Source organism: Methanococcus maripaludis (genome assembly GCF_013760955.1).
Taxonomy (GTDB): Archaea; AGJL01; Methanococci; order Methanococcales; family Methanococcaceae; genus Methanococcus; species Methanococcus maripaludis_A.
In genome coordinates this window covers 53,179-69,093 of record NZ_JACDUL010000002.1, presented here as the reverse complement: position 1 = coordinate 69,093, position 15,915 = coordinate 53,179, and the positions used below count along the sequence as shown (strand labels likewise).

Below are 15,915 nucleotides of genomic sequence, written 5' to 3'. Positions count from 1 at the left end.
GGAATATGGGAGCAGATCTTTACATTGAAGATAAAATAGGAAACAATCTTGGATATTTTCGAGATTCTTACAATGATTCAAACGTTTTCTGGAAGTTTGAAGGAAGTTACTGGGAAATGATTGAGATTGCTACTGAAGAAATGTATTCTGAAGTAAACTGCGAAAAAGCGATTTCCTACATGGAAGAAAAATTAGCAAATGATGAAGTTTTCGAAAAAAATATTTCAGAATTACTCGATGTTGAACAGGAATACTTCAAAAAAGAATCTAAACAGTTAAAAAAATTCGTTAAAAAAGCAAGAGACGTATTAAACGGTAAAATTGAAGGAAAAATCATATTTTCTGTTTAATTTGCAAAATGCGATTAAAAAAAGAAATTTTGTTCAGGTAGTTATTAAAAAGGCCGTACAGTCTTCAAAAGATAAATATACGTTAAAAGTCGTGGTTGTGAGATTACGAATATACTCCCTTGAATGCTGTGGCCCCACAGTAACAAAGTACACTTTGAATTTAAAGGTTATGTTTCGACAAATCAGGTAAATTATGAAGGGGTGAAAACAGTGAAATTTCACTATATTATTCAAAAAGACAGAATTACTGAAAGCTATGGGGTAGCAAACGGTAAAAAAGAATTAATAAGAATTTCTGAACTTGTAAAAGATGAAAATTGTACTTTAAAAGTATTAAACCGCCCTGATTTTTTAAAAATCAAGAGAAAAATCGACATGAAAACCAACAGAAAACGAGCAAAAACTTTCAAAATCGAACGAATTGACTACATGAATGCATGAAAAAAATAATGGGATCAGACTGAGGATATTTAAAAATCTAAAAGTTTGTACGATGCGAATTGTACAAATTTAGATCCGAATTTACCCCAAATAGCAATATCAAGTTATAATATTTAAAATTATTCATAATTAAGACCAAATAATCCTTTAAAATGTTTAAAAATCATTTAAAAGATCTATAAAAATAGTTTAGATCTAGAAAATGATCAAATTTAAAAATAAAGTGCACGGTGTGGTCGTGTTCCCATTCCCGACATTAATTTAAATTTTTCATTTATAAAAGTTTCGGAAATGTTCGGAAAATGCAAACAGATCATCAGCAGAGGTTGAAAAAGTGGACTCTTATTCTTACTGGAAATATGGACTTTTAAACCTTCAGGTCGAAGTGGACCCAAAAGGCAGACTGATTAACAAAAAAGCACTCGAAAAAGTGCTTAAAGAGCTTGAAAAAATCGTTGAAGAAAATGACGATAAAATCTTTTACAGATAGGTGATAATTCATGATTTCAATAGAAGATGCTGAATTACCAAGAGAAATGATTGAAAATAGAATAAAAGACACTGAAAAACAGATTGAACGATTTGAAAACTTTATTGAAAGTCTCAAAATAAGAAAGAAAAAGTATGAAGAAAAATTAGCTGAAATGGATGGTGAATAAGATGAGTGATACGATAACTCTCGGACTTATTGAAAATGTTGATCGGAGAACTGCACGATACATCCTTCATAAAGTAGAAGATATGAACGCAGTTTCTCCAGATATATTAAGAAAAGCAACAGAACCAAAAAAACAGTATCGAAAAACACTTTCACTTTCCGATATTGAGAAAAAAATCGTTGAAAAGCATGGCAAAGCTACATCGCTTTTAATGAACTGCTACATTGTAATGAACCGCGAAGGACTTATAAACGAAAATTAAGGGCCAATTATGAACGAATTAGAGAAAAAGTTGCTTTATGGAACAAAACCTGATCCTGTAGTAGCAACTGAAGAACAAAACAAGTACATAATGAAATTCCGCGAAGAAAGGGAATTTGATAATATTAAACCTTCAACCATAAAAAACGATATAACGTCTTTAAAAGTGTTTTTAGCTTTTTGTGAAGATGCTAAAAAAGAACCATATACACTAAGTACTCATGACTTTGTAATATTTTTCAATATGTTAAATAACCGTAGAAACTGTACTGTAAGAACACAAAACAGGTATTTTAACCTTTTAAAAGTATTCTACAGGCTTTTAAAATATGATAATTTTAAAGAATTCGAGCGAGAAAGCATTGAAAGAAAAAGGTTTTCAAAATTCGAAAAAAAACACTACGATACCATTAATTTTGATACCTATAACAGGATAATAAAAGAGATAATCCTCAGTAACAGCAGGACAAGACTTAGGGATGCGCTTATCGTGAGAGTACTCTGGGAAACTGGTTGCAGGCGGTCTGAAGCACTAAGCATAAGGTACAAAGATTGTGATTTTGAAAAAGGGCGATTTAGAATAAGAGATACAAAAACTTACGAAGAAAGAACTGTCGTTATTGCAGAGGAAACCGTTGAAATAGTGCGGGATTATATAAAAGAAAACATCAGAAGGGATTCAAACGATTATATCTTCCAAAATGAAATGATACAAAACGGTAAACGTGTAAAACTCGACTGGATCACAAATGTATTCAAAAAAGCAGTTCGAAAATTAAAAGAAGAAGGGGTAATTCCTGAAGGTAAAAGAATTGTAATCCACAGCTTAAGGCATGGAAGAGCGACTGATCTTTTAGATAAAGGTGTTCCAATCGATGTTGTAAAAGAGATCCTGGGCCACAGGTCCCTTGAAACAACGCTTTATTATTCGCATTCAAAAGAAAGAAAAGATGGGATGCTTGATAATATTCAAAAATTACTTTAATCTTTTTTAAAATTGTTTTCATTCAATTTAAAATTAAAAAGTACCTCTTTTTATAGGCTTATTTTATAATATAATTATGTTATTTTTACGAAATTTTAATTAATTTAGGGGGAAATTCATGTCATTGTTTAAAATTTCTGGAAAATCTGTTGAAAAAATGAATTCAACGAAGAATATTGAGAGAAAAATTCAAAATTTGTGTGAAAACAACCTTGAAGAAATATTTGGTGTTAAATTTTTAAGGTCTGAATACCCGACAACTACGGGCGGCCGTATGGATACGTTAGGAATTGATTTTGAAGGAAATCCTGTAATTATTGAATATAAACAGGTTGAAAGCGAAAACATAATTACTCAAGGGTTATTTTATCTTGACTGGCTTATTGACCACAAGGGAGATTTTGAACAGGTTTTAAATAAAGCCGGTGTTGAAATGGAAGTTTCATGGGATTCTCCGCGTGTTATTCTTGTTGCAAAATCTTATTCTAAATATGACACTTACGCAGTAAACCAGTTTTCTGGAAATATCGAGCTCTGGAAATACATGATTTATGATGATGAAGTGTTACATATCGAGAGAATAAACCTTGCAAAAGATGAAAAAGAAAAAGCTATTCGCCATAAATCAAGAGTAACTTATCAGACGTATGAAATAGACCACCACTTGGCAGGAAAACCTGAAAATATTGTAAATTTATATTATCTAGTTCGGGATGAAATTTTAAAACTTGATGAAAATATTTCTGAAAAAATAAAGAAATTATATATCGCTTATACTCTTGATAAGAATTTTTGTGAGTTCGTTGTTCAGAAAAACGGTTTAAGAGCTTACATTAATATTAATAAAGACATACTTGAAGATCCAAAGGATATTTCGGAAGATGTATCTTATAAGGGTCATTGGGGTTCAGGCTGTACTTCTTTAAAAATCGAAAAAGAAGAAGATATTCCTTATGCAATGGAATTAATTAAACAAAGTTACGAGAAAAACCTTTAAATTTTCCTTTCTTTTTTAAATTAATATATAAACCCTTTTTATAGTCTTAATTTATAATATAATTATATTATTTTTAGTTATAAGGTGGGCGTAATGGCAAAATTAGGCTTTGAAGAAGACCTCTGGAAGGCAGCAGACAAATTAAGAGGAAATATAAACGCTTCAGATTATCGTAATGTCGTATTAGGACTTATTTTTTTAAAATATATCTCAGACGCGTTTGAAGAGAGATATAATCAGTTACTTTTGGAAGTTAAAGACGGGGCAGACCCTGAAGACCCTGATGAATACAAATCAAACATTCATGGAAAAAGTGTATTCTGGGTTCCAAAAGAATCTCGATGGGAATACATCCAAGAACGTGCTAAATTAGACTCTATTGGAGTTGTTATTGATGGCGCAATGGAATTAATTGAAAAGGAAAATTCAAGATTAAAAGGAATTTTGCCAAAAGAATATGCAAACCCGACACTTGATAAAAGGAGACTTGGTGAACTTGTTGATTTAATCGGACGTATAACTTTAATCGACAGGGAGCACTCACAAGATATACTTGGTAGAGTTTACGAGTACTTTTTAGGGCAATTCGCAAGTGCTGAGGGTAAAAAAGGTGGTGAATTTTACACTCCTGACTGCATTGTAAAATTACTCGTTGAAATGATTGAACCTTACAAAGGAAGGGTATACGACCCTTGCTGTGGTTCTGGTGGAATGTTTGTTCAAAGTGAAAAGTTCGTAATTGAACATTCTGGAAAAATTAACGATATTTCAATCTACGGGCAAGAATCAAACCCGACAACATGGAAACTTGCAAACATGAATCTTGCGATTCGAGGTATTGAAGCAGATATTAAATTTGGGGATTCTTTCCACAATGATTTACACCCTGATTTGAAGGCTGACTTTATTCTTGCAAACCCGCCATTTAACATCAGTGACTGGGGAGGAAATCTGCTTACTGATGATAAAAGATGGAAACACGGAGTTCCACCAACAGGTAATGCAAACTTTGCATGGGTTCAACACATGATCCACCACCTTTCAACAACTGGAATTGCAGGCTTTGTTCTTGCAAACGGTTCGATGTCATCAAATACATCAAGCGAAGGGGAAATCAGAACCAATATAATTAATGCAGGGCTTGTTGATGCAATTGTTGCGCTTCCTTCTCAGTTATTCTATAACACACAGATTCCTGCATGTTTATGGTTTATAAGACGTGGAAAAGAGGTTCGAAAAGGGGAAACTCTCTTTATCGATGCTCGTGAAATGGGGGAAATGATAAGCAGGAAAAACAGATCTCTTACTGAAGAAGATATTAAAAAAATTGCAGGCGTTTATCATTCCTGGAGAAATGGTGAAGGTTATGAAGATGTTCCTGGATTTTGTAAATCTTCAGATATTTCCGATATTGAAAAACAGGGTTTTATCTTAACACCTGGTCGATATGTTGGATTTAAAGAAGAGGAAGATGACGGCATACCATTTGAAGAAAAAATGGAAAGTTTAGTGTCTGAACTTAAAAAGACGTTTGAAGAAGGGGAAATTCTTGACAAACGGATAAAAGAGAATTTGAAAAAACTGGGGTACGAAATTTAAGGTAATGGTGGGAATATGGCAGATGGCAAAATCGAAGTGGATAAAAAAATTCTTCAAGATATATTTTCAAAAGATTTTTGGTATGTAATTCCAGAATATCAAAGACCTTATGCTTGGCAATCTGATAATATTGCTGATTTAATAGGAGATATACATTACGCTCAAAATAATGGTACTAACGAATATTTTGTAGGTTCATTGGTTTTAAAAAAAACAGAAGAGAAAGATTTTAGTGAATACGATGTTTTAGATGGCCAACAAAGGCTAACTTCCTTCATAATCTTATTTGCATGTTTAAGAGATAGGATTAAAGATGAAGTATACAAAGATACTCTCCAATCTTTAATATATCAAGAAGCAAACAAACCAAGAAAAATTCCTTCTCGAAATAAGATGCAATATCAAATAAGACATAATGTGGAAGAATTCATGAATGACCATATTATAACAGCAGGCGGAACAGAAAAATATGACGATTTAAGATCTAAAAAGAAAAAGGGGGATAAATCCATATATAATATGATCAATGCGATATTTTCGGCCTATGAAAATTTAAATAAAATTGAGGATTTAGAAGAATTTGTAGATTACCTGTTAAATAACGTTATATTGATTTATGTTTCAACCGATAACGAAGAGGATGCATTTAGGCTCTTTACAATTCTTAACGATAGAGGAATTTCACTTACGTCTGCAGATATTATAAAATCCACAAATATCGGTGCGCTTGTAAATGAAAAAGATCAGAACGAATATGCTCGATTATGGGAGGAAATGGAAAATAAAATTGAAAACAGAAAATCTGGAGATTTTGATAGATTTTTGGGATTTATCCGTACAATATTCATAAAAGAAAAAGCTCAAAGTGTGTTAAGACAGGAATTTGATAAAAAAATATATTTAAAAGATGGAACGGGCATATTAAAAAAAGGAAAAGAAGTAATGGATGTAATTTTGGAATATGATGACATCTACGACCAGATAATAGAGCTTGAAAATAAAAATTTATCAAACGAATTTAAAAATTTAGTTACCAACATGAAAATAGGTATTTCTTCGGAAGAGTGGATACCTCCCTTATTGTTGTACTATAAAAAATTTAAAATGAGTAAATTAACGGAATTTTTAAAATTATTGGAATACAAATTTGTGGGAGATTTGGTATGTCGTGAGAGTCCAGATAAACGAAGAAAAAATATCTTTGAAATATTAAGGGAGATCGAAAAAACAGAATTAAACTCAATTGATGATTTATTATCAAACAAACTGCATTTTATGTAGATAAACGAAAATTAAGAAATGAGTTAAACAAGGACATTTACAAAAAACAATATGCAAAATACATGTTATTAAAGGCAGAATATTTAATGAACGAAAACATGGTTCACATCTCTAATTACAAAACAATAAGTATTGAACATGTTTTACCCCAAAATCCCCCAAAAAATAGCAACTGGATAAAAAATTTCAATGAAAAACAGAGAGAATCATGGGCGCATAAAATAGGAAATTTGGTATTATTGAGTGCATCTAAAAATTCAAAATTAAGTAATTTGGATTTTTCTGAGAAAAAAGAAAAATATTTACTTGAAAAAATGGACCCTTTTAAATCCACATCTGTTTTTTTAAAAAAGAGTAATAGTTGGACACTAAAAACAATAGATCAACGTCATAAAAAATTAGTAGATCTCTTGGTTTCAAATGGTAACTCTTAGGCGGGGGGTAAAATGTCTAATTTATGTGAAGATACGATTGAACAGGGGACTCTTGAGCTTTTAGAAAGTATTGGATACGAAATAATTTCCGGTCCTGAAATTGCGCCTGATGGCACTTCTCCAGAACGTAAAGATTATTCTGAAGTTGTACTTGTTTCTCGCCTTAGAAACGCAATTTCAAGAATAAATCCAAAAGTTCCAGAGGTTGCAAGGGAAGATGCACTTCGAAAAGTCCTGAGGCTTGAAAATCCAAATTTACTCATGAATAACGAGAAGTTTCACGAGTTTATATTTAAGGGAATTGATGTAGAATATCCAATTGATGGAAGAGTTAAGGGAGATAAGGTTTACTTACTCGATAAAAACCCGTTAAAAAACGAATTTGTTGCAGTAAACCAGTTTACAATCATTCAGAATAATAAAAACAGGCGGCCAGATATCGTTATATTTGTAAATGGGCTTCCACTTTCTGTAATCGAACTTAAAAATCCTACAAAAGAAGATGCTACAATTTGGAGTGCTTATAACCAAATTCAAACGTATAAATCGGAAATTTCAGAACTTTTTAAGTATAACGAGCTTATCCTAATTTCTGATGGTACGGAATCGCGAATAGGTACGCTTTCTTCAAATAAAGAATGGTTTTTACCGTGGAAATCAATTGATGGAACTTCTGAAATTAATAATGGAGTAAGCCAGCTAAAGATTTCAATTCTTGGAATGTTTGATAAAACGCGGTTTATTGACATAATAAAGAATTTTATTGTTTTTAAAAAGGATGGAAAAGACATTATAAAAGTTATTGCAGGATACCACCAGTATTTTGCGGCAAATCGTGCAATTGAAAAAACTATTGAAGCAGTTTCGGGAAATCGCCGGTGTGGTGTTGTATGGCATACACAAGGGTCTGGAAAAAGTCTTACAATGGCATTTTATGCGGGAAAACTTGCGATTACTCCAGAACTTAAAAATCCTACAATCGTAGTTGTAACTGATAGGAATGACCTTGACGACCAGCTGTTTGGAACGTTTGCGTCATGTATTGATGTATTAAAACAGACTCCTGTTCAGGCAAAAAATGCAGAAGACTTAAAGGAACAATTGAAAGTTGTATCGGGTGGAGTAATCTTTACAACGATGCAGAAGTTTTCTGTTGATGAACTTAATGCAAAATATCCAATGCTTTCTGATCGAGAAAACATAATCGTGATGGCTGATGAAGCTCACAGGAGCCAGTACGGACTTAAAGCGAGATCTGTTGAGAAAAACGGTGAAGTTGGTATAACTTATGGTTTTGCTAAATATTTGCGTGATGCGCTACCAAATGCTTCATTTATTGGATTTACAGGAACTCCGATAGACTTTGAAGATAAAAGCACCCGTTCGATATTTGGTGAATATATCGATATTTACGATGTAAGACGGGCAGTTGCTGATGGTAGAACTGTAAAAATCTACTATGAAAGCCGTGTTGCAAAAATCGGAATTGAAAACGACGTTCTTGCTAAACTTGATGCAGAATTTGAGGAAGTTACCGAATTTGAAGAAAATTATAAAAAAGAGAAATTAAAGGGCAAATGGGCACAGCTTGAAGCGATTGTTGGAAGCAATGACAGGATTTCAAACGTTGCACAGGATATTGTCAATCATTTTGAAAAACGGGAAGAAACGCTTAGTGGAAAAGCAATCGTTGTATGCATGAGCAGGCGAATTTGCGTTGACCTTTATGACGAAATTATTCGTTTACGGCCTGAGTGGCATAATGACGATGACAAACTCGGTGTTTTAAAAGTTATAATGACCGGTTCTGCGGCTGATGGCACAGAATGGCAAAAACACATAAGGACAAAAGGAAAACGAAAAGAGCTTGCTGACCACTTTAAAGATTCTGAAAGCGAATTTAAAATTGCGATTGTTCGTGATATGTGGCTTACTGGCTTTGATGTTCCGTGTTTACACACACTTTACATCGATAAGCCTATGAAAGGGCACGGATTAATGCAGGCGATTGCAAGGGTAAACAGGGTGTTTAGAGATAAGCCTGGAGGACTTGTTGTTGACTACATCGGAATTGCACAGGATTTAAAGTATGCGCTTATGAATTACACTTCATCTGGCGGTACTGGAAAACCGACGTATGATATAGAAGATGCAGTAAACCTCATGAAATCAAAATACGAAGCTATGAAAGATTTCTTTTATGGTCATGACTATTCAAAATTCTTTAATGGCACAAATATTGAAAAAATGGATGTAATTCCAGAAACTTTAGAATTTATCCTCAATCAGCCTGACGGGAAAAAGCGGTTTGTTAAACTTGCGCTTGAACTTATAAAGTCATACGCTCTATCTCTGCCGCATGAAGAAGCCGTAAAAATCCGTGAGGAAGTCGCGTTCTTTACAGGGGTTAAAGCGGCACTTTATAAAAATACGGAAATTTCAGGAAAACCAGAAGATGAACTAAACAGCGCGATAAAACAGATTGTATCTGGTGCAGTTCGTACTGATGGAATAATCGATGTATTTGGTGAAGCAGGACTTGAAAAACCCGATATTTCGATTCTGTCTGAACAGTTCCTCGAAGATGTAAAAAACATGAAATATAAAAATTTAGCACTTGAAACGCTTAAAAAAATATTGAATGACGAGATAAGGGCTAAATTTAAAAACAATCTTTTGCAGGAAAAGAAATTTTCAGAGATGATTGAAAACGCGATTAAAAGATACCACAATAAAGCGATAGATTCGGCGGCAGTTATTCAAGAACTCATAGCAATTGCAAAGGAGATTGAAAACGCTAAAAGAAGAGGGGAAGAATTACATTTAACTGAAGAAGAACTCGCATTTTACGATGCGTTATCAGACAACGATTCAGCACAGGAAATTTTAGGAACAGAGATTTTAACAGAAATTGCACGAGAACTTACGGAAACATTAAGGAATAGCGTATCTATTGACTGGGAAGTTAGGGAAACTGTAAGGGCAACTTTAAGAGTTAAAATTAAAAGGTTACTTCGAAAATATGGCTATCCTCCAGACAAACAGCAGATTGCAGCTGACCTTGTTTTAAAACAGGCTGAAACAATTTCTAAAGAATGGATTAAGACTTAAATTTACATGAAAAAAGGTTTGATAAAAAATGGAAAATGAATTTAAAGATACAGAGATTGGAAAAATTCCTGTTGATTGGGAAGTTTTAGAACTCAAACAGGTGACTGAAAATATATTTAGTGGAGGAACCCCCGATACAAGAAAACCAGAATATTGGAATGGCGATATCCCTTGGTTATCTTCCGGAGAAACTAGAAATAATTCTATAACGGAGACTGAAAAAAAAATTACTTATAAAGGAGTAGAAAACTCAAGTACTCGACTCGCAAAAAAAGAAGATATTGTGATTGCATCAGCAGGTCAGGGTTATACGAGGGGACAAGCATCATTTTGTAAAATTGACACATACATTAATCAGTCAATTGTGGCCCTAAGAACTAAAAAAGAACTAGTAAATCCATTATTTTTATATTATAACATTACATTACGATATAATGAATTAAGGGCAATTTCAGATTCACACAGTTCTAGGGGAAGCCTTACTACAAAACTATTAGCCCCATTGAAAATACCAATTCCCCCCCTCGAAGAACAGCAAAAAATCGCACAAATACTCTCAGCACTCGACGACAAAATCGAAAATAACAACCAACAAAACAAAATTTTAGAAGAAACCGCTAATTCAATTTTTAAAGAATGGTTTGTCGATTTCAATTTTTTAAATGAAGATGGACTTTCCTATTTAGAAAATGACGGAGAAATGGAATTTAACGAGGAATTGGAAATTGAAATTCCCGAGGGTTGGAATGTTAAATATTTAGATGAAATTTGCACAGTTATGGGCGGCGGAACTCCGAAAACAAACGTGCCGGAATATTGGCAAGATGGAACTATTTTATGGGCTACACCAACAGATATGACTTCAAAAAAAAGCCCTGTGATAGATACAACTGAAAAAAAGATTACGGAACTTGGCTTAAAAGAAAGTTCTGCAAAATTAGTTCCTAAAGGGTCTATTTTAATGACGAGTAGGGCCACTATTGGGTATTCAAGTATTGCTATGAAAGAGATATCTACAAATCAAGGATTTATTAACATAATATGTGATAAAAAAGTTTCAAATTACTTTATTTTATATTTGCTCGAACATATTAAAGATAAAATAATTGCTCTCGCAAATGGAAGTACGTTTTTAGAGATTAGCAAAACTAATTTTAAAAATATTAGAGTTATCGTTCCAGATTATCAAACAATGGAAAAATACAATGAAATAATTGAAGAATTAATTAATAAAATTTATAAAAATTCAAAAGAAAATCAAAATTTATCAAATTTAAGAGATTTACTGCTTCCAAAATTAATGAGCGGGGAAATTCGATTAAAATAATTAAGCCCCAATAATTTTTTTATAATCTTTTTCTCCAATCTGAGCCATTGCTCTTCTTAAAGAACCAGACCATTGCTTTTTATTTTTAATAAATTCCATTTCAGGAACTAATTCTTTAAACAAAATCGGATTTTCAAATATTTTAACTTCTTTTAATTTAACTCTTAATGGATAGACTTCTTTTGGGTTGTTTGGGTGAGCTTCAAAGATTTTTTTAGTATCTTCTTTAAGTTCAGACGTTACTTCATAAACTGCCCTTATATATTGAGGTTTTGCTTCAGATGTTTTAGTTTTTGATTTTCCCATTTCGTAAATTATTAAATGATCACCTGGGGAAACCTTTGAAATTGTATTTTTGTATTTTTCAGAAACTCCCCAGATTTTTTTATCCAAGATAACTTTCGCATTTTCTTCAGTTGTAATACATAAAAAATAGTTCATTTGAAAACACCCTCATTTAAAAATTAAAACACTTTTGATACAATATTTTGTAAATTTAAATATTAAAATGATGTGTTTTGAAATTATGTAATTTAAAATATTTCTAAAGATTTAAAATTTTAGAAATATCATTTTCATTCCTGATTTCATAATCTTTTAAAAACAACGGGTTTAATATGGAATTTTCCACTTCTTTTAGCGGCATTAAATATATGTATTCTGGTTCTTCATGCGTTCCACCCAATCCCAATGCAATAAAAACTGAAATATCATTATTCTGTTCAAATCTTCGATATTTATTGGCTGAATGATTACTGGCCCAGTTAATATTCCCATCAACTAAGTTAGATCGGTACCTACATATTATGGCAAAAATTTTATCTGTTTTATGATTTTTAAACTGTAAATCTATTTTTGAATCATTTTTGACATACTCTGCATTTTCAAAATATATCTGTTTAAATAATCCGTTTTCTGTTTCCGAAATTAAATTTAAGAAATATGATTCAATCTGGTTTTTTCAGGAATATTTACGTCAGGTTTTTTAACCAAACTAGAACTTGTCTCATCAGTATCAAGATACAAGCATGGAATATTATTCTTTTTCGAATATTTTTCTGCATAAGAACCTTTTTTACAGCATATTTTTAAATCAGGATTATTTTTAAAAGCAGAATTTCCTATATCTGTTACAGAATTTCCTAAAATAACGTATTTTAAATTATTATCTGAAAAACATTCCTCTCCAAGGCAAGTTACAGAGTCTGGAATAATTATTCCAGTTAATTTATTATTCTTAAAAGCATTCCACATGATGTGCGTAACAGAATCTGGAATAACTACGCCAGTTAATAAATTATTTGAAAAAGAATCGTTATAAATTCTAGTTATCGAATCTGGAATAATTATGCCTTTGATTTGATTTTTATGAAATGCAAATTCTCCGATATACGTTACGGATTCTGGGATAACTACCTGTGTTAACTTATTATTTTTGAAAGCATTATTTCCAATAGCTTTAACTGATTCTGGAATAATTAGGCTTGTTAATTCATTGTTGGAAAATGCCATGTCCCCAATATGACTTACTAATTTTGGAATACTTATTTCTGATAAGTTGTTTGCGTGGAATGCCCTATCTCCTATATACGTTACGGATTCAGGAATAGTTACACTCATTAATCCGGAATAGTGAAAAATTTCGTCCCCAATGCCAATTATCGGGATTTCATTGTATTTTTCATTTATTATAATTTCTTTTGAATTTCCAGAATACCTATCTATTTCATATCCATTTTCCTTTTTTTTAAATCCAAAATCCCCTATGACATTACAAATTTTATTTTCAACCTTATTTATACCAAATTTGTCCATAATGTCCCCCGATTATTAAAATTAACTGAATACTAAATTTATTAAAAATAGTATATATAATTTAAAGGTTTAATCTACAATGTAACCTTGAATTTAAAAATAGATTTACAAAATAATTCAAAATATATTTACTGAATTTTTGGATAATCGATTAATTAATAGATTTTAATTTCTAACTAGCAAAAAAATTAATTTTTAGTAATTAATCAGACAAAATGTGCAAATTGTTAGTTAAGATAATTACTTTTTAATTTACAATTTAATGTTAATATTTAAAAATAAATTTAATATTGTTAGATTAAATTACCGTTATTTTTTGAAATTCTAACTATTCCTTATTATCAAGCCACCAATCTAGTTCAAATTCAAGTTTTTTATTCAATCCTTCAAGGATCCTTAAAGTTGAAACTTTATCAAGTTCTTGATTTGAATTTCCACATTTTGGAGAATAAATGCATGCAGGACATCCTGTTTCGCAATTACAATCCCGAACAAGTTCATAAGCAGTTTTAACGATCTTCTTTGGAAGCGTAAATGCTTTTTCAGATAATCCAATTCCACCTTCCATTCCATCATATATGAAAATCGTTGGACGTTTGGTATCTTGGTGTTTTAGATCTGAAACTCCACCAATATCGCTTCTATCACACATCACGTGAAGAGGGAATATATTTATCATTGCATGTTCTGCACCGTGAAGTCCACCAATGTCACTTTTATCTCCTTCAGTTACTGATTTCATGAATCTTGGTGGAAATGTAATCCACATTGCGGTGGTTTTGAAGGTTAAAGGAGGTAAATCTAAAGGTTTTCTAGTTAGGACAGTTCCATACTTTTTTTCTGCAAATTCGAAGTAATTGGTAATTACATTAACTTCCCCAAAATGAAAGGTAAATTCCCCGTAATTTCTTGAATTAAGTTCTTTTTCAATTTTTATATCGGTTGTGGCATATGCATCGGTATGGTAATCGTATTTCACCTTTTTAGCGATACATTTTTTATTTTCAAGATCAATATCTTTAATCAGGTACTTTTCACCCTGATTTATTAAAATTGCACCTTTATGGGCTTCACAATATACGTGCCATTTATCGATTTCTTCAATTTTTCTTCCATTTTCATCAATAACTTTGAAAATTTCAGATGAAACAACGTTCATATTTACATTTAAAGCAGGATTTTCAGTGGTTGACACATATCCTCCATTCTGTTTTTTTAAACGTCCATTCTCTTCCATTCTCAAAATACGTTTTTCGATGCCGTTACAAAAATCTGAATCTTTACCATTTGGAGTTAGCTCCAGTTCATAGGCCGCACATTCCAGCTGTTTTTCAAGAATATGGTAATTATTCAAGTCGACTACCGCATTTTCAGGAGTTTTTTCAAATATCATTTCAGGATGTTTTACCAAATATTGGTCAAGTGCATCAGAATTTGCAAAAAGTGTAACGATCGAATCACTTCCTGAACGTCCAGCACGGCCTGCCTGCTGCCAAAGTGACATTAAAGTTCCAGGATAGCCATACATTAGTACTGAATCAAGAGATCCAATATCAATTCCAACTTCCAAGGCATTTGTTGAAAAAATACCCCATAATTTGCCCTGTTTAAGACGATTTTCTATTTCAATTCTGTTTTTTGTACTGTATCCTGACCGATAAGCCGAAACTTTATTTTGAAGTGTTGGGTCAAGGTCTTCTTTTACCCAAACGGTCAGAAGTTCAGTCATTCTTCTAGTTCGTGTAAATCCAATTGTTTGAAGTTTTGACAACATACTCGCTTTAAATAATCGAACTGCTGCTTTATTCCATGAATCTTCTGAAGTTGTCTGTTTCATCGTATTATAAAGTACAAAATATTTTTTACTTTTTTGAGATCCATCGTTTTCAACAACTTCAAAATCAAGACCTGTTAATTTTTGAGAGAACTCTTCTGGATTTGCAAGGGTGGCAGTAGACATTACAAATTGGGGGTTTGATCCATAATTTTCACAAATTCGTCTTAAACGCCTAATTAAAAAAGAAACATGGGATCCAAAAACCCCCCGGTACATATGCGCTTCGTCAATGATTACATATTTAAGATTTTCAAAAAAGCGAGTCCATCCTTTATGATATGGGAGTACTAAATGAAGCATATATGGGTTTGTAACTACCAACCGACTAGTGGCCCTAATTTCCGATTTTAAATCCCGATTTGTATCTCCATCATATCTATCGGGATAAATTTTCAAACTCATTTCAGAGTCCATGGATTTTAAAGTCGTTAATTGATCATTTGACAGTGCTTTTGTTGGATAAATGTAAAGTGCAGTTGCGGAACTATCGTTTGCTAACTTCTCGAATACGGGCAAATTAAAACATAAACTCTTTCCAGAAGCGGTTGAAGTTGTAATAAGTACGTTTTTTCCACCCCTTGCATGATTTAGTGTTTCATACTGGTGCGTATATGGTTTGATATATTTACCGTTCAAATAATTTTGAATACATTGTGGAAGATTTAATTCTTCTTCGGAGTACTCCGCATCTTTTTCAGGAATTTCCCTAACATGTTCAATATAGTCATTAAATGACTTATTTTTCCGCATTTTGTTTAGTAATTCAAGAGCCCGCCCCATTAAAACACCAAATTTTGTTAAAATGTATTTTAATTATT

Annotated in this window: 15 protein-coding genes; 12 read left to right on the top strand and 3 right to left on the bottom strand. The window is 32.1% G+C overall.

The annotated features are described in order from the left end of the window. Nucleotides 1-5 precede the first annotated feature (5 nt). The 12 genes from HNP90_RS03255 to HNP90_RS03205 all read left to right on the top strand — a co-directional run bounded on the left by HNP90_RS03255 (nucleotide 6) and on the right by HNP90_RS03205 (nucleotide 11,445). Nucleotides 6-350, top strand: a complete 345-nt coding sequence (locus HNP90_RS03255; protein WP_011976434.1) for a hypothetical protein — start codon at nucleotides 6-8, stop codon at nucleotides 348-350. Between the two features lie 210 nt (nucleotides 351-560). Continuing rightward, nucleotides 561-791, top strand: coding sequence for a hypothetical protein (locus HNP90_RS03250; RefSeq protein ID WP_048060481.1), 231 nt, complete (start codon nucleotides 561-563; stop codon nucleotides 789-791). A gap of 334 nt (nucleotides 792-1,125) precedes the next feature. After that, complete coding sequence (locus HNP90_RS03245) at nucleotides 1,126-1,281, top strand: hypothetical protein (RefSeq protein ID WP_011976432.1); 156 nt, start codon at nucleotides 1,126-1,128, stop codon at nucleotides 1,279-1,281. A 10-nt stretch (nucleotides 1,282-1,291) separates the two neighbouring features. Further along, nucleotides 1,292-1,450, top strand: coding sequence for a hypothetical protein (locus tag HNP90_RS03240; RefSeq protein ID WP_011976431.1), 159 nt, complete (start codon nucleotides 1,292-1,294; stop codon nucleotides 1,448-1,450). Between the two features lies 1 nt (nucleotide 1,451). Then, nucleotides 1,452-1,712, top strand: coding sequence for a DUF2540 domain-containing protein (locus tag HNP90_RS03235; RefSeq protein WP_011976430.1), 261 nt, complete (start codon nucleotides 1,452-1,454; stop codon nucleotides 1,710-1,712). 9 nt (nucleotides 1,713-1,721) lie between these two features. Further along, the gene (locus HNP90_RS03230; protein ID WP_011976429.1) at nucleotides 1,722-2,696 is read left to right on the top strand and encodes a tyrosine-type recombinase/integrase; all 975 of its coding nucleotides are present in this window, start codon (nucleotides 1,722-1,724) and stop codon (nucleotides 2,694-2,696) included. 118 nt (nucleotides 2,697-2,814) lie between these two features. Then, nucleotides 2,815-3,693: a DUF5655 domain-containing protein gene (locus HNP90_RS03225; RefSeq protein ID WP_011976428.1), complete on the top strand. Its 879-nt coding sequence runs from the start codon at nucleotides 2,815-2,817 to the stop codon at nucleotides 3,691-3,693. Nucleotides 3,694-3,786: 93 nt separating this feature from the next. Beyond that, nucleotides 3,787-5,292, top strand: coding sequence for a class I SAM-dependent DNA methyltransferase (locus tag HNP90_RS03220; protein WP_011976427.1), 1,506 nt, complete (start codon nucleotides 3,787-3,789; stop codon nucleotides 5,290-5,292). Nucleotides 5,293-5,307: 15 nt separating this feature from the next. Next, nucleotides 5,308-6,573: a DUF262 domain-containing protein gene (locus tag HNP90_RS03215; protein ID WP_196792595.1), complete on the top strand. Its 1,266-nt coding sequence runs from the start codon at nucleotides 5,308-5,310 to the stop codon at nucleotides 6,571-6,573. Continuing rightward, complete coding sequence (locus HNP90_RS09340) at nucleotides 6,546-7,007, top strand: HNH endonuclease family protein (protein ID WP_196792596.1); 462 nt, start codon at nucleotides 6,546-6,548, stop codon at nucleotides 7,005-7,007. The genes HNP90_RS03215 and HNP90_RS09340 overlap by 28 nt, the downstream gene beginning before the upstream one ends. A 12-nt stretch (nucleotides 7,008-7,019) precedes the next feature. Then, nucleotides 7,020-10,118 carry a type I restriction endonuclease subunit R gene (locus HNP90_RS03210; RefSeq protein ID WP_011976426.1) on the top strand — a complete coding sequence of 1,033 codons (3,099 nt, stop codon included), beginning with the start codon at nucleotides 7,020-7,022 and terminating at the stop codon, nucleotides 10,116-10,118. 28 nt (nucleotides 10,119-10,146) lie between these two features. Then, nucleotides 10,147-11,445, top strand: a complete 1,299-nt coding sequence (locus HNP90_RS03205) for a restriction endonuclease subunit S (protein WP_011976425.1) — start codon at nucleotides 10,147-10,149, stop codon at nucleotides 11,443-11,445. Here the strand turns inward: HNP90_RS03205 and HNP90_RS03200 are convergent, their stop codons facing one another. The 3 genes from HNP90_RS03200 to HNP90_RS03190 form a co-directional block, all read right to left on the bottom strand. After that, nucleotides 11,446-11,886 (bottom strand): EVE domain-containing protein, encoded by a 441-nt coding sequence (locus tag HNP90_RS03200; RefSeq protein ID WP_011976424.1) that lies wholly within the window; start codon nucleotides 11,884-11,886, stop codon nucleotides 11,446-11,448. Nucleotides 11,887-12,378: 492 nt separating this feature from the next. Further along, nucleotides 12,379-13,260 carry a leucine-rich repeat domain-containing protein gene (locus HNP90_RS03195; RefSeq protein ID WP_011976423.1) on the bottom strand — a complete coding sequence of 294 codons (882 nt, stop codon included), beginning with the start codon at nucleotides 13,258-13,260 and terminating at the stop codon, nucleotides 12,379-12,381. Nucleotides 13,261-13,588: 328 nt separating this feature from the next. Then, nucleotides 13,589-15,877, bottom strand: coding sequence for a DEAD/DEAH box helicase (locus HNP90_RS03190; RefSeq protein ID WP_011976422.1), 2,289 nt, complete (start codon nucleotides 15,875-15,877; stop codon nucleotides 13,589-13,591). Nucleotides 15,878-15,915: the final 38 nt, after the last annotated feature.

What these genes read in the sequence shown, in the direction of transcription:
- HNP90_RS03210 (WP_011976426.1), top strand. Translation starts at nt 7,020, where the DNA reads ATGTCTAATTTATGTGAAGATACGATTGAACAGGGGACTCTTGAGCTT.
- HNP90_RS03235 (WP_011976430.1), top strand. Translation starts at nt 1,452, where the DNA reads ATGAGTGATACGATAACTCTCGGACTTATTGAAAATGTTGATCGGAGA.
- HNP90_RS03240 (WP_011976431.1), top strand. Translation starts at nt 1,292, where the DNA reads ATGATTTCAATAGAAGATGCTGAATTACCAAGAGAAATGATTGAAAAT.
- HNP90_RS03200 (WP_011976424.1), bottom strand. Translation starts at nt 11,886, where the DNA reads ATGAACTATTTTTTATGTATTACAACTGAAGAAAATGCGAAAGTTATC.
- HNP90_RS03220 (WP_011976427.1), top strand. Translation starts at nt 3,787, where the DNA reads ATGGCAAAATTAGGCTTTGAAGAAGACCTCTGGAAGGCAGCAGACAAA.
- HNP90_RS03190 (WP_011976422.1), bottom strand. Translation starts at nt 15,877, where the DNA reads ATGGGGCGGGCTCTTGAATTACTAAACAAAATGCGGAAAAATAAGTCA.
- HNP90_RS03230 (WP_011976429.1), top strand. Translation starts at nt 1,722, where the DNA reads ATGAACGAATTAGAGAAAAAGTTGCTTTATGGAACAAAACCTGATCCT.
- HNP90_RS03215 (WP_196792595.1), top strand. Translation starts at nt 5,308, where the DNA reads ATGGCAGATGGCAAAATCGAAGTGGATAAAAAAATTCTTCAAGATATA.
- HNP90_RS03255 (WP_011976434.1), top strand. Translation starts at nt 6, where the DNA reads ATGGGAGCAGATCTTTACATTGAAGATAAAATAGGAAACAATCTTGGA.
- HNP90_RS03205 (WP_011976425.1), top strand. Translation starts at nt 10,147, where the DNA reads ATGGAAAATGAATTTAAAGATACAGAGATTGGAAAAATTCCTGTTGAT.
- HNP90_RS03225 (WP_011976428.1), top strand. Translation starts at nt 2,815, where the DNA reads ATGTCATTGTTTAAAATTTCTGGAAAATCTGTTGAAAAAATGAATTCA.
- HNP90_RS03195 (WP_011976423.1), bottom strand. Translation starts at nt 13,260, where the DNA reads ATGGACAAATTTGGTATAAATAAGGTTGAAAATAAAATTTGTAATGTC.